Source organism: Enterococcus sp. DIV0240d (assembly GCF_051711245.1).
Taxonomy (GTDB): Bacteria; Bacillota; Bacilli; order Lactobacillales; family Enterococcaceae; genus Enterococcus_D; species Enterococcus_D casseliflavus.
On sequence record NZ_JBIOMG010000001.1, the window covers coordinates 1,681,260 to 1,702,526 of the forward strand.

The following is a 21,267-nucleotide window of genomic DNA, read 5'->3' on the forward strand; positions in this document are numbered from 1 at the left end:
AGAAACATGGCATTTAGAAAAGACTTTTTATGGGGCGGCGCAACAGCTGCCAATCAATGTGAAGGAGGCTACCAAGAAGGCGGACGCGGCTTGGCAAACGTTGACGTGGTACCGATCGGCAAAGATCGTTTTCCAGTCATTACTGGTCAAATGAAAATGTTCGATTTTGATGATGAACATTTCTACCCAGCAAAAGAAGCGATCGATATGTATCATCGCTACAAAGAAGACATCGCGCTATTTGGCGAAATGGGCTTTAAAACCTACCGTTTGTCGATCGCTTGGAGTCGGATTTTCCCTAAAGGGGATGAAACAGAACCAAATGAAGACGGCTTGAAGTTCTATGAAGATCTTTTCAAAGAATGCCACAAATATGGGATCGAACCATTAGTAACGATCACTCACTTTGATTGCCCAATGCATTTAGTTGAAAAATACGGGGCATGGCGTTCTCGTGAATTGGTCGGATTCTATGAAAACTTGTGTAACGTGATTTTCAACCGTTACAAAGGATTAGTAAAATACTGGTTGACCTTCAACGAAATCAACATGATTCTCCATGCGCCATTTATGGGAGCAGGTCTTTACTTTGAAGAAGGCGATAACGTTGAGCAAGTGAAATACCAAGCGGCTCACCATGAGCTATTGGCCTCTGCGATCGCAACGAAAATCGCTCATGAAGTCGATCCTGAGAACAAAGTAGGCTGTATGTTAGCTGCTGGCGCATACTATCCATATACAAGCAAACCAGAAGATGTCTGGGAATCACGCAAAGCAGATCGCGAAAACTATTTCTTTATTGATGTTCAATCACGTGGGGAATATCCACAATATGCGCTGAAAGAAATGGAACGCAATGGGATCGAAATCAAAATGGAAGAAGGCGACCTTGAGCTGTTGAAAGCTCACACCGTAGACTTTATTTCCTTCTCTTACTATTCTTCACGCGTATCGACCACGGACGCTGAGTTATTAGAACAAACGGCTGGCAATATTTTTGCCTCTGTGAAAAACCCATACTTGGAAGCAAGTGAGTGGGGGTGGCAGATTGATCCACTTGGTTTGCGGATCACGATGAATGACATTTATGATCGCTACCAAAAACCATTGTTCATCGTTGAAAATGGCTTAGGAGCTGTGGATACACCAGATGCAGATGGCTATGTGGAAGATGATTACCGCATTCAATATTTGGCAGAACATATTCAAGCAATGAAAGATGCGGTTGAACAAGATGGTGTCGACTTATTGGGTTACACGACTTGGGGTTGTATCGATTTAGTTTCAGCTGGAACAGGTGAAATGAAAAAACGCTATGGTTTCATTTATGTGGACCGTGACAATGAAGGAAACGGCACCTTGAAACGAACAAAGAAAAAATCATTTGATTGGTACAAACAAGTGATTGCTTCAAACGGTGAAGATTTATCGAATAACTAATCATAAGAAGCTGCAGTTGATCCCTTAGAGAAATCTAAGTAGATCAACTGCAGTTTTTTTAAAGTCTTTTTAAAAAACTTTTTAACAAATGATTTCTATAAGTAGAAATGGCTGCTCAGAGATTTTTGATAACCGACAATTAGAGTACTGTAAAATGTTTGCGTTGAAGCAAGTGCAAAAAAGGCGACCTTAAGGATGACATGTTTTGTCCTTGAGGTCGCCTTTATCAGTTTTTTTAAAGAACTTTTTCGATTTCTGGAATCATTTTTTGAGGATTAGTTTGTGGAGCAAAACGCTCAACGACTTTACCTTGGCGGTCCACCAAGAATTTCGTAAAATTCCACTTAATGGCTTTGCCTAGTGTACCCGGTGCTTCTTCTTCCAAATAGCGAAACAAGGGATCTGCGTCTTTGCCATTGATCACCGTTAACTTGTGCATCGGAAAGTCGACACCATAGGTGGTTCGGCAAGCGGCTGCGGCTTCTTCGGCTGACCCGACTTCTTGTTTGAACTGATCAGAAGGAAACCCTAAAACGACCAACCCTTGGTCTTTATAAGTTTCATAAAGACCTTGTAATTCTTTGAACTGCGGGCTCAAACCACACTTCGTAGCTGTATTGACGATCACTAGCGGTTGACCTTCGTATTTTGCTAGCGAATAAGTTTCGCCATTTTCCAATGTTGCTTGGTAGTCATAGATTGACATAGCAAACGCTCCTTTTAATGTAAATCGTAGTCGATAGCTTCTGAGACAAGTATAGAGCAAAGTCTTCAAAAAAACCAAGCAAACTTCTTGGCGCATTTTATTTTTTATGGAAAACAAAAAAGTCCAGCAGTCTGAAGCGACCCCCAAAAGTTAGACCAAAAAAATCTAACTTTTGGGGGTCGTTATTTGTATGGCAAAATATCCTTTTGAATTAAAACTAAAAATCGTTAAAGAATATCTTAGTGGCGTGGGCGGATATCGGTATCTTGCCAACAAATACGGTATTTCAAGCAAGTCTCAAGTAAGTAATTGGGTGAATGCCTATCGTGAATACGGAGAGGAAGGTCTATTGAGAAAGCATCAAAATCAGAAATATTCTGTTCAATTTAAGTTAAATGCGCTAGAGTTATATCAAACAAGTGAGATGTCCTATCGAGAAGTTGCTAGCACTTTAGAAATGAACAACCCTGCGCTTATTGCCAATTGGATGCGTAATTTCAGAGAAGCAGGTATTGAGGGGCTCTCAAAAGAGAAAGGGCGACCACTTACTTTGACTAGAAAAAAAGAAAACAAAAAAGAAAATACAACAACTGAAGAACGCGATCGTATCAAGGCATTAGAAAAGCAAGTCCGATCCCTTCAAATTGAGAATGCCTTTTTAAAAGAGTTGAGGAAGCTGCGAAAACAGGAAGCCCAGCAAAGACGCAAGAATCAATCGCACGAATCATCGCCAGCCTCCGAGGATCATTCAAACTAGTTGAGCTTCTTGAAACATTGAAATTTCCTAAAGCAACCTATATGTATTGGCAGAAACGGTTTGACAGACCAAACCCAGACCAAGAAATTGAAGAAAAAATGCTTGAAATTCGCAAAGAGCATAAAGACTATGGCTGTCTGCGACTAAAAAAAGAATTAGAGAATCAAGGGATTCATGTCAATAAAAAGAAGATTCAACGTCTGATAAAAAAACTAGGTATCGAAGTAAAGTCTTACACTCGAAAATCTCGACGGTACAATTCTTATCGTGGGAAGGTTGGTACTGTCGCCAAAAATCGTATTCATCGTCGGTTTTATACAAATATCTGTCACCAAAAAATTACAACTGATACCACAGAGTTTAAGTATTATGAAGTAGACACCGCAGGTGTCGTTCGTCAGAAAAAGCTGTATTTAGATCCTTTCATGGATTTCTACAATAGTGAAATTCTATCTTATCGGATTTCTGAAAAACCAAACGCACTAGCCATAATGGAAGGATTAGAAGAAGCAATCCAGATGACAAATGATTGTCCATTTCGTAGAACCTTCCATTCAGATCAAGGATGGGCCTATCAAATGAATGCTTATAAGAATAAATTGAAGCAGCATAAAATCTTCCAGAGTATGTCTCGTAAAGGGAATTGTTTAGATAACTCACCTATGGAAAACTTCTTTGGTTTATTAAAGCAAGAGATTTTTCATGGAGAAGTCTATCGGAGTTTAGATGAATTGAAAACAAAAATTGACCAATATATCTATTATTACAACCATAAACGCATCAAAAAGAAATTAAATTGGCGAAGTCCGGTTCAGTTTCGAGAAGCTGTAAAAACAGCTGTCTAACAGTTAATCTTATCGTACAAAAAAGGAGTGGATTTCTCCACTCCATAAAAGTCTAACTTTTTGGGGTCACTACAGTCACCGAGACCGCTGGACTTTAATTATGCTTCTGGCAATACTTCGGGTTCTGTTTCTTGTGGATGAACGACAGATTTAGTTTTCCATACCCCAGAATGCCAGCGATAGATCATTAAGACACTGCGCAATGCTTCGTCAATGGCATAAGCGATCCAAACGCCGATCAAGCCAAATTTCAAGACGATGGCAAGTGAGTAGGAAAACGGTAAGCTGATGACCCATAGAACAATTAGGCTGCAGATCAATGGGAACTTCACGTCACCACTTGCATTTAATGAACCAACTAGGATCATATTGACTGCACGCGCTGTTTCTAAGACGATCTCTACTAAAAAGACACCTTTAGCAATCTCGATTACTTCGGTATTGGAAGTAAAGATCCCCATGATCGGTTCAATAAATAGATAGGTCAATAAGCAGATCGTTACCGAGGCGATGATCCCGATCACCATCGTGCGCATGCCTCGCTGATGCGCACGATCGAATTCACCCGCACCGACATTGCGGCCAATCATGATTTGGTTTCCTTGACTTAATGCGGAGGCGATCAAATAAACAAATTGGGTGATAGCTGTTACGTAAGATTTTGCAATCAAGACACTTGCGCCAAGTTGAGCCACGATCATCGTCACCACGACTTGCGCTCCTTGATAGGAAAGAGACTCGCCAGAAGAAGGCAATCCGTAAGTCAAAATGTTTTTCATCACGCCCCAAGAGACATTCGAGAAACGGGCAGATAAAACAGAAAAATTCACATGTTTCTTCAGCAACATGGCGGCAATTAGTAAACCGATCGAATTACCAAAGACGCTAGAAAATGCCAATCCAGTCACACCGAAATTCGGTAAACCAAAGGGGCTGTATAAGACAAAGTAATTGCCAATGACGGCTAGGATACTAGCAAACATCGGTACCAATAACGCAGGTTTTGTGAAACTGTGGCTACGCATGACAGCAATTATGACCGCCGTGATCGATGAAAGGAACAGACTTCCGCCATACACTTGTAAGTATCCATGACCTAAAGCAACTAATTCAGCATCTAAGCCCATGAATCGCAAAAGGTAGGTTGAGCCGAAAAGGAACATCAAGCTGATCAAAATCCCGATGAACAATGACCCAAAAAGAGCGGTATTGATGACTTTCGGTATCTGGTCGCGTTTTTTCGCACCAATCAATTGTGCGATAATGATCTGAGTACCCACGGTGATGAAACCGTAAATAAAGACCGTTAAATTCAATAGTTGATTGGCAGCACTGACGGCCGCTACTGCTGGCTCGGAATAATGAGAAATCATCCAAACGTTGACATTCCCAATAACGACCCGCAAAAATAGCTCAACAAAAATCGGCCAGCTGAGAAAAATCAGTTCACGGTCTGATTTTCCTAAAAGTTTTTTCTTATTCAATTGTAAGGACTCCTTATTTTCTATATAATAGACGTATCGTGAAAATTTTACAAAAATTGAAAAGAAAGTCAATGTAATTTTCAAAAGTAAAAGCAGGAATATCTTATTATTTTTTGTAAGCAGATGAGTTGAAAGAATTTGCTTTTGAAAGTAAAGTATGGGTAGTCCAAATTGGAGGGAAATATATGTATGATGTAATTATCATCGGCGCAGGCCCTGCGGGGATGACAGCAGCGCTTTATGCGTCAAGATCGAATTTATCAGTACTAATGATTGAACGAGGAGCACCTGGCGGACAAATGAACAATACGGCTGAGGTTGAAAACTATCCTGGCTTCGAATCAATCTTAGGCCCTGAATTAGCATTTAAAATGTATGAAGGTGCCATTAAATTTGGTGTTGAAAATGCCTATGGGATCGTTCAAAGCATCACGGATCAAGGGGAGTTCAAAGAAGTTGCCACCGAAGACAAAACCTATCAAGGGAAAACAGTCATCATTGCCACAGGATGTGTACATAGAAAGTTAGGCGTCAAAGGCGAAGAAGAATTCGCAGGACGCGGAGTTTCATACTGTGCGGTTTGTGACGGTGCCTTTTTCCGTAACAAACGCTTGATCGTTGTTGGTGGAGGCGACTCAGCAGTCGAAGAAGCTATCTACTTAACGCAATTTGCTTCTGAAGTAACGATCGTTCACCGTCGTGATGAATTACGAGCACAAAAAATCATCCAAGACCGCGCATTTGCCAACGAGAAAATCTCTTTTATTTGGGATTCTGTTGTGGAAGAAATCAAAGGCAATGAGATGGTCGTAACTGGCGTGCAAATCAGAAACGTAAAAACGGATGAAGTGACAGAAGAAGCTGCTGGCGGTGTCTTTATCTATGTTGGTTTAGATCCGTTGACAGAACCATTCAAAGCTAGCGGTATCACGAATGATGCTGGCTGGATCTTAACAAATGATCAGATGGAAACTTCAATTCCTGGTGTTTACGCGATTGGCGATGTTCGTGAAAAAGGCTTGCGTCAAATCACAACGGCAGTCGGCGATGGCAGTATTGCTGGTCAACAAGTGTTTGATTTTATTGAAACACAAAAGGATGCGCAATTAACAAAATAATCTAATGGAATTAGCTGTTATATTTAAAGTGTCAATCACTTTTGATAGCAGCTTTTTTTATTTTTCGTTTGGTTATTCTTTGAGAAATCTGTAAGTAGTGTTATACTAATTTTAGAGCATTTTAACGGAAAAAGGAGAGGTTATTTTATGGCATGGGAACAAACATTTAATCAATGGAAAAACAGTGAACACTTAGATCCACAATTAAAAGAACAATTGACCGCATTAGAAGCAGATCCTGCGATGTTAGAAGACGCTTTTTATATGCCTTTGGAATTTGGGACTGCTGGCATGCGAGGGATTTTAGGACCTGGTATCAATCGGATGAACATTTATACGATTCGTCAAGCAACGGAAGGCTTGGCTCGCTTTATGGATACACAAGATCCCGAAACAAGACGTCGTGGCGTAGCGATTGCCTATGATTCCCGTCATTTTTCACCTGAGTTCGCGATGGAAGCAGCAAAAACATTGGCAAAACATGATATTCCAGCCTTTGTCTTTGAAAGCTTACGTCCGACGCCAGAATTATCTTTTGCTGTGCGTTACTTAAAAACCTTTACTGGAATCATGATCACTGCTTCTCACAATCCAGCCGAATACAATGGCTACAAAGTATATGGGGAAGATGGTGGGCAAATGCCACCAGCAGATGCGGATGCATTGACAAAATTTGTTCGGGAAATTGAAAATCCGTTGGAGATCCCTGTATTAAGTGAAGAAGAAGCCAAAAACAGCGGCTTGATCTCTATTATTGGCGAAGAAATCGATACTGCCTATCTGAAAGAAATCAAAGAAGTCACGATCGATCAAGAATTGATCGATACGGTGGGCAAAGATTTGAAACTTGTCTATACACCACTTCACGGAACAGGGCGGATGCTTGGCGAGAAAGCGTTGAAACAAGCTGGTTTCCAACAATTCATTATTGAACCCTCACAAGCGGTTGCTGATCCAAACTTCAGTACAGTAAAATCACCGAATCCAGAAGAGCACTCTGCCTTTGAATATGCGATTGCTTTAGGAGAAAAAGAAGGTGCTGATCTATTGATCGCAACAGATCCAGATGCCGATCGCTTAGGGGCTGCAGTAAGAATGCCAGATGGCAACTACCAAGTCTTGACAGGTAACCAGTTAGGTGCATTGATGATCCGTTACATTCTAGAAGCCCATAAAACAGCTGGAACATTGCCAGAAAATGCAGCAGTCTTAAAATCGATCGTTTCTAGTGAATTGCCAACAGCGATCGCTAAATCCTACGATGTTGATATGATCAATGTTTTAACTGGCTTTAAATTTATTGCCGAAAAAATCCAACAATTTGAAACAGACCATTCTCAAACTTTCATGTTTGGCTTTGAAGAAAGCTATGGCTACTTAGTTAAACCATTCGTACGGGACAAGGACGCGATCCAAGCGCTCGTTTTATTAGCAGAAGTGGCTGCTTTTTACAAACAATCAGACAAAACATTGTATGATGGTCTGCAAGATATTTTTGAAGAGTACGGCTACTATGCAGAAAAAACGATTTCTGTAACGATGAGCGGCATGGAAGGAGCAACTAAGATTGCTGCCTTGATGAAGACTTTCCGTGAAAAAGCACCTTCCGTCTTCGCAGGAACCCCTGTCGTGCAAACAGAAGACTTTAAATTGTTGACTCGTGTGGGCTTAGATGGTCACCAACAAAAAATGACCACACCGCCTTCTGATGTTTTGAAATACACCTTGGAAGATGAAAGCTGGATTGCTGTTCGTCCTTCTGGGACCGAACCTAAAATCAAGTTTTATATTGGTGTAAAAGGCGATACGGCAGAAGAAGCAGAACAAAAAATTGCTGATCTGCAAGCAGCGATCGAAGAAATCACAGGTGAATAAAGTCATCTGATGTCTTCATAATCAAAAAAATTGCAATTGACTGAATGATCCGAGTGGTAGAAAAAGAAGCGTTCGCTTCCCTCAGCAAACAGGTGTTGAGGGACCGAAGCTTCTAAAGGGAATTTTCTGACGCTTGGATCTATTCTTGTCTTTTAGCTCGTTTCTTCTCCTTGATCGTCGAGCATTGATTGACAAGCTGTCTATCAAGGGCTAAAATGCAAAAGGAAATAAGAGAGGATGTGGCGCGATGACTACGCCGAAACTAGAAGAAATTCAGCAAGTAACACAGATTTTTAAAATGCTTAGTGATCCCACTAGACTAAAAATTTTGTTGTCTCTTCAAGAAGGAGAGCGCAATGTCACTTCGATTGCAGAACAAGTACATATGGAACAATCAGCAGTTTCTCATCAGCTGAAACTTTTGAAAGATAATCGGATCGTAAAGTCGGAAAGACAAGGAAAAACCATCCTTTATAGTCTTGATGACAAACATGTTGTGGATATTTTGCAAAAAACATTCGAACATATCCATCACCGTTAAAACTAGGGCGAGAATTTCTCAAAAGTCCTAGTTTTTTCTTATTGTTTTTGGTATGCTAGTGGAAATATTAAAATTAGATGAACGGTTTTTAATAACGTTTTCAGTTAGGGGGCATTATGGGTAAGCAATTGAACATTGGATTATTAGGAATGGGTGTTGTCGGCAGCGGGGTATGCCAAGTGTTGGCAGAGCAAAAAGAAGCCATTCTGGCACGCACAGGAGTCAGTGTGCAAATCACGAAAGCATTAGCTTCGCCTTACGAGGATAAGTCTGCGTTAGCGGCTAAGTACGGGTTTGCGTTGACGAATGAGGCAAATGAGTTGTTTGAAGATGAGACCATCGACGTAATTGTGGAATTGATCGGGAAGATCGATCCGGCAAAAGCGTTTATTTCAGCTGCTTTAGAAAATAAGAAGCACGTTGTGACGGCAAATAAAGACTTGATTGCCACCCATGGACCTGAACTGCTGGCAATCGCTGAAAAAGCCGGGGTGTCTCTTTATTATGAAGCCAGCGTGGGTGGTGGCATTCCGATCTTGCGTACATTGAGCACCCACTATCTGCCTGATACCATCACAGGGGTTTTTGGTATCGTCAATGGGACGACCAATTATATGCTGACAAAAATGACGGAAGATGGCATGACCTATGAAGATGCTTTGTCACAAGCCCAAGCAAAAGGTTTTGCCGAATCAGATCCTACCAATGATGTTGACGGTATTGATGCGGCCTATAAAATGGTGATCCTGACCAAATTTGCTTTTGGGAAAACGATCCATGTTGCTGATGTGGCAACAAAAGGCATCCGCGGCTTAGCTGTGGCAGATATTAAGCAGGCACAAGCCTTTGGTTATGAAGTGAAGTTGATCGGTGCAGCACAAAAGACAGTTGACGGGTCCCTTACTGTGTCAGTTGGACCTGTATTAGTGCCGAAAAACCATGCGTTAGCGACGATCCAAAACGAGTTTAATGGCATTTTTATCGAGAGTGAAGGCATCGATCAATCAATGGTTTATGGACCAGGAGCAGGATCACGACCAACGGCCACCAGCGTGGTAGCGGATTTGACCGTTTTAGCAAAAAATAAAAGCTTTGGGATCGTTGAACCTTTTCTAACTTTTGAAAAAGAAACAGCATTAGCATCTGTAGAAGAAGTCCCTAGCCAGCATTATGTGTCTTTTTCAAGTCAAGAGATCAAAGGGAACGCTCTTCCAGAATGGTTTGCGTTTGAGCAAACGGTGTTCAACGAAGCAGACCAACGAATAGCTGGAATCACCAATCCAATGAGCGAAAAAGAGTTAACAGAAAAACTCGCAACTTATACCGATGCACAAGACATACAAATAATGAAAGTGATGGAGGAATAAACATGTATCAAGGATTATTGCATCAATACAAGGAATATCTGCCAGTCAACGAAAATACACCAGCATTGTCGCTGGCTGAAGGCAACACGCCGTTGATTCCCTTACCAAGCCTTTCCAAGGAATTAGGGATTCAATTGTATGGAAAATACGAAGGGCTGAATCCGACAGGCTCTTTTAAAGACCGAGGGATGGTCATGGCGGTGGCAAAAGCGGTGGAAGAAGGTGCCAAAGCAATCGTCTGTGCATCGACAGGAAATACCAGTGCGGCAGCAGCAGCTTATGCGACCAGAGCGGGGATCAAAGCCTATGTTGTTATTCCAGATGGCAAGATCGCTATGGGAAAATTGGCGCAAGCAATCGTTTATGGAGCCGACATCATTTCGATCCCAGGAAACTTTGATGAAGCGTTAAAAGCAGTACGAGATATTGCAGAAACCGAAGCCGTGGCGCTAGTAAACTCAGTCAATCCTTATCGTTTAGAAGGACAAAAAACAGCGGCCTTTGAAGTATGCGAACAATTAGGACAAGCACCGGATGTTCTTGCGATTCCTGTCGGTAATGCAGGGAATATCTCGGCATATTGGAAAGGGTTCAAAGAATGGCATGAGAAAAAAGGCACCGCGTTGCCAAGAATGCATGGGTTTGAAGCTGAAGGTGCTGCTGCGATCGTCCGTGGTGAAGTCATCGAACAACCAGAAACGATTGCTACAGCGATTCGGATCGGCAATCCAGCCAGCTGGCAGTTGGCAGAAGCCGCTCGTGATGAATCAAATGGACACATCGATGCAGTAACCGATGAGGAAATTTTGAATGCTTACCGTAAAATTGCTGCGCAAGATGGTGTGTTTATTGAACCAGGCTCAGCTGCCTCGCTGGCTGGTGTCATCCAGCACGTGAAAGCAGGTAAAATCAAACCAGGTGAGACTGTCGTTGCCGTCTTTACTGGAAATGGTCTGAAGGATCCTGATACAGCTATCAAAGCGACAGAAGTAACCATCAATAAGATGAGTGATTTAGAAGAAATGCGTCAGCATCTTCGTGAAGGAGTTGCCAATCTATGAAGATCCGCGTTCCTGCAACCAGTGCGAACTTAGGGCCTGGTTTTGATTCCTGCGGGATTGCCCTGTCAAAGTATTTGTTCATTGAAGTTTTAAAAGAAAACGATACGTGGGAAATCATCCATGAGCTAGGTTCAGAGATCCCAACGGATGAAACCAACTTGCTTTTGCGTGTGGCATTGAAATTAGCACCAAACATGAAGCCTTTGAAAATCCGAATGAGTTCGGACATTCCTTTGGCAAGAGGCTTAGGCAGCAGTTCCTCGGTGATCGTCGCCGGGATTGAACTAGCCAACCGCATGGCCCACATGAATCTGAGTGCAGCACAAAAGCTTGAGATCGCAACTGCCATCGAAGGGCATCCTGACAACGTTGGACCAGCGATTTATGGAGATTTTGCGGTTGCTGCTTACGACCATCAGCACAAGCATACGTATTTAGTCAAGCATCATTTTCCAGAGTGCGAGATCATTGCCTATATTCCTCATGAAGAACTGTTGACTGAAGCAAGTCGTCAAGTCTTGCCGCAGACCCTTTCGCACGAGCAAGCTGTCGAAGCCAGTGCGATCGCCAACGTGATGATCGCAGCGGTCATCAATGGCAATCTGCCTCTTGCAGGAAAATTGATGCAACAGGATCGTTTTCATGAAGCCTATAGGGAAAAGCTTGTGCCGCACTTGTCGACCATTCGCCAAATCTGCGAAGAAGAAGGCGGCTATGGCTGTTTCTTAAGCGGCGCAGGTCCTACGGTCTTAGCGATCGTCCCAGAGGAACGGGCAGAACGAATCTCAAAACTTTTGCATGCCTTGGAGAGCAATGCGTATATCGAACAATTACAAATCGATCGTGAAGGGCTGCAAGTGTTCTAAAAGAGAATAATAATAAATGAGCCACAGACCAAAAACGGTGAGCAGAAGATTTTCTGCTCACCATTTTTCATTGCTTCATCGATGTTAGTCTTTCGTTTCTGACGTGTAATAGCTATGATCTTCTAAGTTTAATGCATTTAAAATCATAGAGGCGGTTTCTTCGATGGAAAGAGAAGCGACATTGATCACGACACAGCCTAGTTTTTCATACAGATCATTGGCAAACGTCAGCTCCGCTTTGATTTTTTCTATATCGGAATACGCAGAATCTGGGTTCAAGCCGTAGGAGCGCATCCGTTCTTTGCGAATACTGTTTAACACATTCGGATCGTTTGTTAGCCCGACGATTTTTTTCGGATCGATTTCCCAGAGCTGTTTTGGGATGTGGGCTTGCGGTACTAAAGGCAGGTTAGCAACTTTTAAATTTTTGTTTGCTAGAAATAGACTCAAAGGCGTTTTTGACGTCCGAGAAACCCCTAGTAACACGACATCTGCTTCCAAGAAGCCACGAGGGTCTTTCCCATCATCGTACATAACCGCAAATTCCATGGCTTTGATGCGTTTGAAATAATTTTCGTTCAAGTGGTGCAAAGCCCCTGGCTCTCGTGAAGGTGCTACGCCAGTTCGTCGTTCTACTTCACTTACTGGAGGGGTCAATACGTCGAAATGGTAAAGGTCAGCTTCTTCACAAAAATGATTCGTCAAATCCACAAGTTCTTCTTTGATCAAGGTATGAAGAATAATGGCGTTGTGTTTTTTTGCATCAGACAAAGCTTTGATCAAATGCTCTTTTGTGTGGATAAACGTGCGTCTAAAAAGGTTAAATTCGACGCTGGGGTATTGGGCCATTGTCGCTTGTGCAAGCTTCGATGCCGTTTCGCCGGCAGAGTCCGACAACACGAACATCGTCACTGCGGCACTGGTTTGCAATTTTTCTTGCAAGTCTGGTTGTTCAGGTTCAGTTGGCTTCATAAGAAAAATCCTCTCTTGCTTTTTTATTGATTTCATTATACCATACTTAAGATCGATAGAATCGGAATGATTTTGATTTATCAGGAGGGCCTACGATGAAAAATCAAACACTTATTGAGCATGCCATGACTACATTGAAAGAAAATGGCTTTAAATACACCAAAAAAAGAGAAGCGATCATCACCTATTTAGTGAAACGCAATCGCTATTTGCCAGCCAAGGAAATTCATGAATACATGTCAGAAAAGTATCCTGGCTTGAGCTATGATACGATCTACCGTAATCTGCATGATTTTTCTGAGATCGGTATTTTAGAAGAAACAGAGCTGAACGGGGAGATGAAGTTTCGCTATAACTGCTGTGCAGAATTAGAGGACCATCATCACCATCACTTTATTTGCACGGTTTGTGGCAAAACAAAAGAACTGCATATTTGCCCGATGGACTTCTTCCAAGAACAGCTTCCTGGCTGCTTGATCGAGGGACATCGCTTCGAGATTTTGGGCCGTTGTGAAGAATGTCAATGAAAACCCAAACAAACTTGATGGGATCGAAGACTTTTTTAACAGAATGCCTTGACACTTTTTCAGGGGTTAGCTATAATTTTTAAAGGACAGTCGTGTTTTTTGGGATTTTATTTCAATAACAACTACGGTTACTTTTTAAGCTCGGAGGGAGGGAATTTACATGTCAAAAACAGTCGTTCGCAAAAACGAATCACTTGACGATGCTCTTCGTCGCTTCAAACGTTCCGTGTCAAAAGCGGGTACTTTACAGGAATCTCGTAAACGTGAATTTTACGAAAAACCTAGCGTAAAGCGTAAGAAAAAATCTGAAGCAGCTAGAAAACGCAAAAAATTCTAATTTTCTACTGTTTTGAGAATTGGAGCTGGTAGTGTGACACTACTAAGTACACTGAATGATGACATGAAGACAGCGATGAAAGCCAAAGACAAGGAAACCTTGCAGGTGATCCGCATGTTGAAAGCATCAATTCAAAATGAGCAGATCAAAAAAGGTTCTGACTTGAATGAAGAAGAAGAGTTGACCGTTTTGTCTCGTGAGATGAAACAGCGTCGTGATTCTTTAAATGAGTTTGAGAAAGCTGACCGAAATGATCTAGCAGAGAAAGTCAAAGTTGAAATTGCAGTTGTTGAAAAATATTTGCCAGCACAACTCGATGAAGCGGAAATCCGCCAAATCGTCGCTGGAGCGATTGAAAAGACTGGTGCTTCTTCTTCCAAAGAATTTGGAAAAGTGATGGGTGCTGTAATGCCACAAGTTAAAGGCAAAGCAGACGGCAATCAAGTCAATGCGATCGTTAAAGAATTATTGGATCAAATGTAAGCTCACGCCGCAAGTATGGATGACATGCTTGCGGCTTTTTTTTCTGATTTCGAAAACTTAAAAAAAGCATAAGGACAAGGGGAAACGACTGTTGTGCTTGATAAGTAATTTTTCTTTTTTCCATCTTATGTTATTATTAATAAGAACGCCAAAAAAGGAGCTGTAACATATTTGACAGACAAAACAATAACGATCGAGATAACACTTAGTGAAAACGATGACGTTCGTTTATTATTAGGTGCCCACGATAAGAACATCAAAATTATTGAAGACTCCACAGGAACGGTCATTCACACTCGTGGTGAGCTGATCCAAATCGTAGGAGAAACTGAAGCCGCTGAAAAGGCACAATCCGTGATTCGGGCTTTGCAAGAGTTGATCAAACGAGGCATCAATATCAGTACCCCTGATGTGATCACTGCGTTGAATATGGTGAATAAGGGCAGTCTTGATTATTTCAAAGATATGTATGAAGAAGAGATCATCAAAGACCGTAACGGCAAACCGATCCGAGCGAAAAATGCTGGGCAAAAAAAATATATCGAAGCCGTCCGTAAACATGATGTAGTGTTTGGTGTCGGCCCCGCTGGAACCGGAAAGACCTTCTTAGCAGTCGTAATGGCAATTGCAGCTCTAAAGAAAGGCCAAGTGCAAAAAATCATTTTGACACGTCCCGCCGTTGAAGCAGGAGAAAATCTTGGTTTCCTACCAGGAGACTTGAAAGAAAAAGTCGATCCTTACTTACGCCCCGTTTATGATGCGTTGTATCAAATTTTTGGGATGGATCATACGAACCGTCTCATGGAACGAGGCGTCATTGAGATCGCACCCTTGGCATATATGCGTGGACGTACGCTAGAAGATGCCTTTGTCATTTTAGATGAAGCGCAAAATACGACGATCGCTCAAATGAAAATGTTTTTGACCCGTTTAGGATTCAACTCTAAAATGATCGTCAATGGCGATACCAGCCAGATCGATTTGCCAAAAGGGACTTTAAGCGGCCTGATCCACGCCGAACGGACGTTACAAGAGATCCCTAAAATTGCTTTTGCTAATTTTGAAGCAGGAGATGTCGTGCGGCATCCAGTTGTTGCCGAGATCATTCGCGCATATGAAGAAGCAGATCTTAAAGACAAGCGCTGATCGTCTTTTAGGAGGAGAACTATGATCATTCAACCACTACGGAAATTTAGAGAAAGACTTGGGAAATTCTATCTACCAGTTTTGATGTTCCTTTTCTTTCTTTTTTCGATTGGTATCATGTACACCAGCGTCAAACAAAACAATGTCGATTATAGCGAAGGTCAAGTGGCGGAAGAAAATATCCGTGCCAATAAAACGATCGAAAATACCGCTGCGACGGAACAAAAACGTAAACTGGCTGCCGAAGCTGTACCACCAGAGTATACGTATCAGGATACACTGGCGCAAACGCAGCATGATCGTATCGATCATTTATTTGACTTAGTTGCTTCAGTCAAAAAATCAGTGGATGAAGCTCATGAAAAAAAAGTGGCTGAAGCCGATGAGGATGAAAATATCCCTAAACCTAGTACAGATGAATATATCGCAGCCTTAAAACAAGAATTTGAAAAAATGAGTGATGATGAACTAGATTTTTATCAGTCATTTACCAATAATTTTTTGACGACGATGTTCTCATTAAGTGATGATGAATTAAATACAGTGCGTACCTATGCGCTACAATTAATAGATGAACAAATGGCGAAACAGATCCGCCAAACGGAATTAAGTACGTTTCGTTCTGAGGCGGAAGATAAGATCCAGTTCTTAGATGTTAGCTCAGATATGGCTTCTGTCTTACGTTTCTTAGTCAATCAAGGAATCGTCGTGAACGATATCCCAAATGAAAAACGGACAGAAGAAGCACGGCAAACCGCCATGGATGCTGTTCCTCCAGTGATGATTTATCAAGGAGAGATCATTGTCCGTGAGGGCTCGCAGATCGATGCCAATGCCCTAGAGAAGCTGCAGCTTTTAGGAATGACTAATCAGACCTTTTCTGTTTTTCCATTGATCGCTTTAGTGTTAGCAACAGTCTTACAGATGCTGATGGTGTTTTATTATACGAAACAGACGAAAGACGTGGAAAAACGGATGAATGCGGTCACGTTTTATATTTTGGCAATGGCATTCAGTATTTTGATCATGAAGTTTTTCCAACTTTTCCAATCTGAATTAGTGACCTTTATCCCGCTGTTTTTCCCAGCTGCGTTTACACCGTTGATCCTGAGTATTTTCTCCAGCCGTCGTTTGGGGATTTTGTCTGCGATTTTCCAAGTAATCAGTGCACTCTTTATTTACTTTGATTCTAGCGGAACCAACTTGTTGACGACCGTCTTAGTCACCTATTTGTTCTCTGGCTTGATGGGAACGATGATCAAGCGCGCCCGCATCGCTAGTCAAGGGAAAACGGCAGTAGCGTGGGTGATCGTCTTTCCGCTCTTACTGAGTTTTGTGCTGGTGATTTTCCAAGGAATGGATTTTGCTCGCGGGAACACTTGGACCACGATCATTTGTGGTTTAGCAGGCTCTCTCTTAAGCTATTTGCTAACGATGGGACTACATCCTTACATCGAATTGTTGGTGACGGATGAGAGTATGATCGTGTTAAATGAATTGAGCAACCCGAATCATCCATTATTAAAACAGTTGCTGGAAGAAGCGCCAGGAACATATCATCACAGTATGATGGTTGCCAATCTTAGTGCCAATGCCGTTGCCGAAATCGGCGGGCAAAGCTTACTGACTCGTGTGGCTTGTTATTACCATGATATCGGCAAGGTCAAACATGCCAATTTCTTCGTAGAAAATTTACCTGCTGGTGCCGAAAACCCGCATAATTTCTTGTTGCCTGAAGACAGCAAACAAATTATCTTCGGTCACGTGATCGATGGGGCGGAAATTCTCGAAGAAGCCAAAATGCCCCGCATGGTGATCGACATTTGTCGTCAACACCATGGCACGACCTTGATGCGGTATTTCTACGTGAAAGCCAAAGAGCGTAATCCCGAGGTAACGGAAGAAGATTTCCGTTATCCTGGTCCAAAACCGCAAACACGAGAAGCTGGCGTTGTGAGTATCGCGGATAGTTGTGAAGCAGCTGTTCGAGCGATGGAAAATCCAACAAATCAAAAGATTCAAGAATTTGTTGCAAATCTCATCAATGATCGGATCTTAGACGGTCAACTGGATGAAACAGGCCTTACTTTGAAAGAAATCCGAATGATTGAAAAATCACTGGTCAACGGACTTTGCAGTACCTTCCATTCACGGATCAAATATCCAAAAATGAAGTCGGAAGCAGAGAAAATGAAAGAAGAACAAGAAAGAAGAGAGCGCTAATGGAGATTACCTTTTTAGATGAGACAAATTCAGTGGGGGAAACCAAGATCAAAGAGATCGAAGGACTGTTGCAATTTGCTGCAGGACATTTAGAACTTCCAGAGGATACAGAAATGTCCGTCACATTTATGGACAATGCGGCGATCCAAGAAATCAATCGGGAGTACCGCGGCAAAGATATGCCAACAGATGTCATTAGTTTTGCCTTTGAAGAAGAAACAGATGAAGAGCTGTCGATCATTTTTGACAAAGCCCTTGAAGAGCTGCCGCGTGATCTTGGAGATATTATGATCTCCATTGAACGAGCGAAAGAACAAGCTGCTGAATACGGGCACACCTATGATCGGGAGCTGGGTTTCTTGGCGTTACATGGTTTCTTGCATATCAATGGCTATGATCATATGACACCTGAAGATGAAAAGGAAATGTTTGGATTGCAAAAGGAAATACTGGATGCCTATGGACTCAAAAGATAAGAATATTGGGAAAAACAAACAATTTATTTCGTCGATCGAATTTGCTTTCACTGGTATAAAAACCGTCTTTAAAGAGGAACGCAATATGCGTAAACATGTTGCACTAGGAATCGTTGCGATCATTGCAGGCTTTATTTTCCGTTTGAGTCAAATGGAATGGCTCTGGTTGCTGCTAGCTGTTTTCTTAGTCTGGATCGTTGAGATCATCAACACCGTCTTTGAAAACGTCGTAGATATGTTTACAGATTTCCATTTCCATCCTATCGGAAAAAAAATCAAAGATATGGCAGCTGGTGCCGTGCTGATGACCGCAGTTTTTGCGTTAGTCGTCGCAGCGATCATCTTCTTGCCAAAATTGCTGCAGCTCTTCTGATGCGCACCAAAACACAAGATAAAGGGGAACAACAATGACAACACACAAATCAGGCTTCGTTGCGATCGTCGGGCGGCCAAATGTTGGGAAATCAACACTACTAAATCGAGTCGTAGGACAAAAAATCGCGATCATGAGTGACAAAGCGCAAACGACCCGTAACAAAATCCAAGGGGTCTACACGACGGATGACGCACAGCTGATCTTTATCGATACACCAGGGATCCACAAACCCAAACACCGTTTAGGCGATTTTATGGTTGAAACCGCCTATAGTGCACTGCGAGAAGTTGACGTGACGCTATTTATGATCAGTGCGGACCAAAAGCGTGGCAAGGGCGATGATTTTATTATCGAACGATTGCGCCAAAGTCAGACACCGGTTTTCCTCGTGATCAATAAAATTGATAAAGTCCATCCAGATGCCTTATTGGCAATTATTGAAGACTACTCCTCACAAATGGACTTTGCTGAGATCGTACCGATTTCCGCAACAGAAGGCAATAATTTCGAAACGTTAATGAAGCTACTGATCGATGAAATGCCAGAAGGGCCTCAGTACTTCCCAGAGGATCAAATCACGGATCATCCAGAATACTTTATCGTTTCCGAATTGGTGCGGGAAAAAGTCTTGCTACTGACCAGAGATGAAGTACCTCACTCAGTAGCGGTCGTGGTTGACTCCATGAAACGAGACCACAATGACAAGGTGCATATTCAAGCGACGATCATTGTCGAACGTGACAGTCAAAAAGGCATTATCATCGGCAAAGGCGGAAAAATGCTGAAACAGATCGGTACGAAAGCTCGTTTAGACATTGAACACTTGTTAGATGACAAAGTCTTCTTGGAATTATGGGTAAAAGTTCAAAAAGATTGGCGCGACAAGCAAACATTCTTAACAGATTATGGCTATCGCAAAGATGAGTATTGATGACATGCAGATCAAACATGATCTGTTTTAATGAAGAGAAACTGATGCAGTTAGCGAACTGGATCAGTTTTTTTAAAGAAATGGGGTGCGACGATGAATCTTGTTGAAACAAAAGGAATCTTACTTTTTTCAAAAGACCATAAAGAAAAAGACAAGCTAGTCAAAATCTTTACGGAATCTGCTGGGAAGCAAATGTTTTATGTCAAGGGTGCCCATCGGAAAAACAACCCCTTGGCACCAGCGCTGCTCTCCTATACTGAAGCCACCTACATGGGAACCATCAAAACGGAAGGCTTGTCCTTTTTAAACAATGCCAAAGACATCCATCCTTTTCGTACGATCCAAAGTGATATTTTTATTGCTGGTTATGCAACCTACTTATTGAATTTGGCTGATTCTGCTATTGATGATCGGGTCTATGACCCACATCTATACCAATTTTTACATGAGGCCTTGCAATTAATGGACCAAGAAAACGACGCAGAGATCATCACCAATATCTTTGAGATCCAGATTTTGCACCGTTTCGGGATCACCCCGAATTGGACCCATTGTGCGATCTGCGGAAAAACCGACGGTCGGTTTGACTATTCCTCAAAATATAGCGGTATTTTATGTGAACAGCACTGGGGGATGGACGAACGTCGTTATCATGCTGATTCTCGGGCGATCCATTTTATTCGCTTATTTTCGCAAATATCCTACGAGCAGATTGCTTCAATCAAATTAAAGCCAGAAACGAAAGCCGCGATCCGACGAGTGATTGATTTATTATATGATGAATATGTGGGCATTTATCTAAAAAGTAAGAAGTTTATCGATCAGATGGGGCAATGGCAAGACGTCTTAAAACCGAAAAATCAATGATAGAGTTGGCGAAAATTTAATGGAGTTAAGCCGACTCTTTTTTTGAATAATGCTGTAAAGTGACTTGCATCTTGAAACCCCACTGCGAAGGCAGCTTGTTGAATGGGCAGATCTGGCTGTGCCACCAAAAGCTCTTTGGCTCGGGTCATGCGGTAGTTCAATAAATATTGTGCAGTAGATTGCCCCAAAAAACGTTGGAACAAACGTGAGAGATACTGTGGTGACACATAGACGAGCCCTGCTAGTTCTTTGATCGTGATCGCCTGATCGTAATTCGTTTCGATTTCTTGTATAACGGGAACCAGATATTGTTGGAACAGCGGGTGTTTTTCTGTCGGATTCCCTGAGCGTTCTTGCATGATCGCCAATAAAAAGCGGTAACATTCGCTAGAAGCCCGTAGCGGGTCCCAACTGATTTGTTGGTCTTCTTTGATCCGTTGATTGATCCAGGTGACATAAGAAAAGGTTTCTGACTCTTCAGCTAATATATAGGGCTGATTCGTGTACTGCTTTAACACCTCAGCTGCCAAAGGGCCTTGGAATGTGGCGAAGGATGTTTTCCAATTAGTCAATGGATAATAGCGATGGGGCGTAAAAGGAAAAATCAAAATGCCTTCACTCGGACGTAAGATAAACGATTCCTGACCAAATGTGATTCGGCCTTCCCCTTGCTCGGTTTGCAGCCAATGGAAGTAGGGATAGCCATCAGGACGAGCGACGTCATCTTGCGCCCAATCGTTGCCGATGCTTTCCAGAGATAAAGGCAGCTGCTGATTGGTTTGATAAAAGTAGATAGGCATAGTGTACCTCCGTGTTTCGAAAAGTTATAAAATAGTGTTTCATGTATTATACTACAACAGAATGAAAAG

Annotated in this window: 22 protein-coding genes; 18 read left to right on the forward strand and 4 right to left on the reverse strand. The window is 42.1% G+C overall.

Going from position 1 to position 21,267, the window contains the following annotated elements; genetic code table 11:
- Positions 1–6 precede the first annotated feature (6 nt).
- Positions 7–1,440, forward strand: a complete 1,434-nt coding sequence (locus IGJ25_RS07850; protein ID WP_008378424.1) for a 6-phospho-beta-glucosidase — start codon at positions 7–9, stop codon at positions 1,438–1,440.
- 235 nt (positions 1,441–1,675) lie between these two features.
- Here IGJ25_RS07850 and IGJ25_RS07855 read toward each other — a convergent pair whose 3' ends face one another.
- Entirely contained in the window at positions 1,676–2,146 is a 471-nt protein-coding gene (locus tag IGJ25_RS07855) for a glutathione peroxidase (RefSeq protein ID WP_005235460.1), read from the reverse strand.
- Between the two features lie 190 nt (positions 2,147–2,336).
- On the opposite strand from IGJ25_RS07855, the gene IGJ25_RS07860 reads away from it, so the two are divergent.
- Both IGJ25_RS07860 and IGJ25_RS07865 read left to right on the forward strand, forming a co-directional pair.
- Positions 2,337–2,903 carry a helix-turn-helix domain-containing protein gene (locus IGJ25_RS07860; RefSeq protein ID WP_016249835.1) on the forward strand — a complete coding sequence of 189 codons (567 nt, stop codon included), beginning with the start codon at positions 2,337–2,339 and terminating at the stop codon, positions 2,901–2,903.
- Positions 2,873–3,748 carry an IS3 family transposase gene (locus tag IGJ25_RS07865; RefSeq protein ID WP_413118969.1) on the forward strand — a complete coding sequence of 292 codons (876 nt, stop codon included), beginning with the start codon at positions 2,873–2,875 and terminating at the stop codon, positions 3,746–3,748. The genes IGJ25_RS07860 and IGJ25_RS07865 overlap by 31 nt, the downstream gene beginning before the upstream one ends.
- A gap of 98 nt (positions 3,749–3,846) precedes the next feature.
- Here IGJ25_RS07865 and IGJ25_RS07870 read toward each other — a convergent pair whose 3' ends face one another.
- The gene (locus IGJ25_RS07870; protein ID WP_081116558.1) at positions 3,847–5,232 is read right to left on the reverse strand and encodes an MATE family efflux transporter; all 1,386 of its coding nucleotides are present in this window, start codon (positions 5,230–5,232) and stop codon (positions 3,847–3,849) included.
- Positions 5,233–5,417: 185 nt separating this feature from the next.
- Here IGJ25_RS07870 and trxB point away from each other — a divergent pair, with 185 nt between their 5' ends.
- The 6 genes from trxB (at position 5,418) to thrB (ending at position 12,060) form a co-directional block, all read left to right on the forward strand.
- The gene (gene trxB / locus IGJ25_RS07875; RefSeq protein WP_015509534.1) at positions 5,418–6,350 is read left to right on the forward strand and encodes a thioredoxin-disulfide reductase; all 933 of its coding nucleotides are present in this window, start codon (positions 5,418–5,420) and stop codon (positions 6,348–6,350) included.
- A gap of 147 nt (positions 6,351–6,497) precedes the next feature.
- Positions 6,498–8,225: a phospho-sugar mutase gene (locus IGJ25_RS07880; RefSeq protein WP_081116559.1), complete on the forward strand. Its 1,728-nt coding sequence runs from the start codon at positions 6,498–6,500 to the stop codon at positions 8,223–8,225.
- Between the two features lie 247 nt (positions 8,226–8,472).
- Positions 8,473–8,766 carry an ArsR/SmtB family transcription factor gene (locus tag IGJ25_RS07885; protein ID WP_005225828.1) on the forward strand — a complete coding sequence of 98 codons (294 nt, stop codon included), beginning with the start codon at positions 8,473–8,475 and terminating at the stop codon, positions 8,764–8,766.
- A gap of 116 nt (positions 8,767–8,882) precedes the next feature.
- Positions 8,883–10,133: a homoserine dehydrogenase gene (locus IGJ25_RS07890; RefSeq protein ID WP_438779233.1), complete on the forward strand. Its 1,251-nt coding sequence runs from the start codon at positions 8,883–8,885 to the stop codon at positions 10,131–10,133.
- A gap of 2 nt (positions 10,134–10,135) precedes the next feature.
- Entirely contained in the window at positions 10,136–11,194 is a 1,059-nt protein-coding gene (gene thrC / locus IGJ25_RS07895) for a threonine synthase (RefSeq protein WP_005225830.1), read from the forward strand.
- Complete coding sequence (gene thrB / locus IGJ25_RS07900) at positions 11,191–12,060, forward strand: homoserine kinase (RefSeq protein WP_005225831.1); 870 nt, start codon at positions 11,191–11,193, stop codon at positions 12,058–12,060. Before thrC ends, thrB begins: the two co-directional genes overlap by 4 nt.
- A gap of 84 nt (positions 12,061–12,144) precedes the next feature.
- Here thrB and IGJ25_RS07905 read toward each other — a convergent pair whose 3' ends face one another.
- Positions 12,145–13,032, reverse strand: a complete 888-nt coding sequence (locus IGJ25_RS07905) for a pyruvate, water dikinase regulatory protein (RefSeq protein WP_010748043.1) — start codon at positions 13,030–13,032, stop codon at positions 12,145–12,147.
- Positions 13,033–13,127: 95 nt separating this feature from the next.
- Here IGJ25_RS07905 and IGJ25_RS07910 point away from each other — a divergent pair, with 95 nt between their 5' ends.
- The 9 genes from IGJ25_RS07910 (at position 13,128) to recO (ending at position 20,398) form a co-directional block, all read left to right on the forward strand.
- A complete protein-coding gene (locus IGJ25_RS07910; RefSeq protein ID WP_005225833.1) occupies positions 13,128–13,559 on the forward strand; it encodes a Fur family transcriptional regulator in 432 nt (143 codons plus the stop codon).
- A gap of 160 nt (positions 13,560–13,719) precedes the next feature.
- Positions 13,720–13,896, forward strand: coding sequence for a 30S ribosomal protein S21 (gene rpsU, locus IGJ25_RS07915; RefSeq protein ID WP_002356740.1), 177 nt, complete (start codon positions 13,720–13,722; stop codon positions 13,894–13,896).
- Positions 13,897–13,929: 33 nt separating this feature from the next.
- Positions 13,930–14,379, forward strand: coding sequence for a GatB/YqeY domain-containing protein (locus IGJ25_RS07920; RefSeq protein ID WP_005225841.1), 450 nt, complete (start codon positions 13,930–13,932; stop codon positions 14,377–14,379).
- Between the two features lie 171 nt (positions 14,380–14,550).
- Positions 14,551–15,525 carry a PhoH family protein gene (locus IGJ25_RS07925; RefSeq protein WP_005225842.1) on the forward strand — a complete coding sequence of 325 codons (975 nt, stop codon included), beginning with the start codon at positions 14,551–14,553 and terminating at the stop codon, positions 15,523–15,525.
- Positions 15,526–15,546: 21 nt separating this feature from the next.
- On the forward strand, positions 15,547–17,748 hold the full coding sequence (locus IGJ25_RS07930; protein ID WP_005225843.1) for an HD family phosphohydrolase: 2,202 nt from the start codon (positions 15,547–15,549) through the stop codon (positions 17,746–17,748).
- Entirely contained in the window at positions 17,748–18,224 is a 477-nt protein-coding gene (gene ybeY, locus IGJ25_RS07935) for an rRNA maturation RNase YbeY (protein ID WP_081116562.1), read from the forward strand. Before IGJ25_RS07930 ends, ybeY begins: the two co-directional genes overlap by 1 nt.
- Entirely contained in the window at positions 18,208–18,597 is a 390-nt protein-coding gene (locus IGJ25_RS07940) for a diacylglycerol kinase family protein (RefSeq protein WP_016610244.1), read from the forward strand. The genes ybeY and IGJ25_RS07940 overlap by 17 nt, the downstream gene beginning before the upstream one ends.
- A 34-nt stretch (positions 18,598–18,631) precedes the next feature.
- The gene (era, locus tag IGJ25_RS07945; RefSeq protein ID WP_005225846.1) at positions 18,632–19,531 is read left to right on the forward strand and encodes a GTPase Era; all 900 of its coding nucleotides are present in this window, start codon (positions 18,632–18,634) and stop codon (positions 19,529–19,531) included.
- A 93-nt stretch (positions 19,532–19,624) separates the two neighbouring features.
- The gene (gene recO, locus IGJ25_RS07950; RefSeq protein ID WP_074535734.1) at positions 19,625–20,398 is read left to right on the forward strand and encodes a DNA repair protein RecO; all 774 of its coding nucleotides are present in this window, start codon (positions 19,625–19,627) and stop codon (positions 20,396–20,398) included.
- Here recO and IGJ25_RS07955 read toward each other — a convergent pair.
- Positions 20,392–21,198: an AraC family transcriptional regulator gene (locus IGJ25_RS07955; protein ID WP_438779234.1), complete on the reverse strand. Its 807-nt coding sequence runs from the start codon at positions 21,196–21,198 to the stop codon at positions 20,392–20,394. The two genes, recO and IGJ25_RS07955, sit on opposite strands and share 7 nt — an antisense overlap.
- Positions 21,199–21,267: the final 69 nt, after the last annotated feature.

Coding starts and splice junctions, on each gene's coding strand:
- IGJ25_RS07955 (WP_438779234.1), bottom strand. CDS start 21,198: ATGCCTATCTACTTTTATCAAACCAATCAGCAGCTGCCTTTATCTCTG.
- IGJ25_RS07880 (WP_081116559.1), top strand. CDS start 6,498: ATGGCATGGGAACAAACATTTAATCAATGGAAAAACAGTGAACACTTA.
- IGJ25_RS07905 (WP_010748043.1), bottom strand. CDS start 13,032: ATGAAGCCAACTGAACCTGAACAACCAGACTTGCAAGAAAAATTGCAA.
- IGJ25_RS07890 (WP_438779233.1), top strand. CDS start 8,883: ATGGGTAAGCAATTGAACATTGGATTATTAGGAATGGGTGTTGTCGGC.
- IGJ25_RS07940 (WP_016610244.1), top strand. CDS start 18,208: ATGGACTCAAAAGATAAGAATATTGGGAAAAACAAACAATTTATTTCG.
- IGJ25_RS07850 (WP_008378424.1), top strand. CDS start 7: ATGGCATTTAGAAAAGACTTTTTATGGGGCGGCGCAACAGCTGCCAAT.
- IGJ25_RS07910 (WP_005225833.1), top strand. CDS start 13,128: ATGAAAAATCAAACACTTATTGAGCATGCCATGACTACATTGAAAGAA.
- ybeY (WP_081116562.1), top strand. CDS start 17,748: ATGGAGATTACCTTTTTAGATGAGACAAATTCAGTGGGGGAAACCAAG.
- thrB (WP_005225831.1), top strand. CDS start 11,191: ATGAAGATCCGCGTTCCTGCAACCAGTGCGAACTTAGGGCCTGGTTTT.
- thrC (WP_005225830.1), top strand. CDS start 10,136: ATGTATCAAGGATTATTGCATCAATACAAGGAATATCTGCCAGTCAAC.
- IGJ25_RS07930 (WP_005225843.1), top strand. CDS start 15,547: ATGATCATTCAACCACTACGGAAATTTAGAGAAAGACTTGGGAAATTC.
- era (WP_005225846.1), top strand. CDS start 18,632: ATGACAACACACAAATCAGGCTTCGTTGCGATCGTCGGGCGGCCAAAT.
- IGJ25_RS07860 (WP_016249835.1), top strand. CDS start 2,337: ATGGCAAAATATCCTTTTGAATTAAAACTAAAAATCGTTAAAGAATAT.
- IGJ25_RS07885 (WP_005225828.1), top strand. CDS start 8,473: ATGACTACGCCGAAACTAGAAGAAATTCAGCAAGTAACACAGATTTTT.
- IGJ25_RS07855 (WP_005235460.1), bottom strand. CDS start 2,146: ATGTCAATCTATGACTACCAAGCAACATTGGAAAATGGCGAAACTTAT.
- rpsU (WP_002356740.1), top strand. CDS start 13,720: ATGTCAAAAACAGTCGTTCGCAAAAACGAATCACTTGACGATGCTCTT.
- recO (WP_074535734.1), top strand. CDS start 19,625: ATGAATCTTGTTGAAACAAAAGGAATCTTACTTTTTTCAAAAGACCAT.
- trxB (WP_015509534.1), top strand. CDS start 5,418: ATGTATGATGTAATTATCATCGGCGCAGGCCCTGCGGGGATGACAGCA.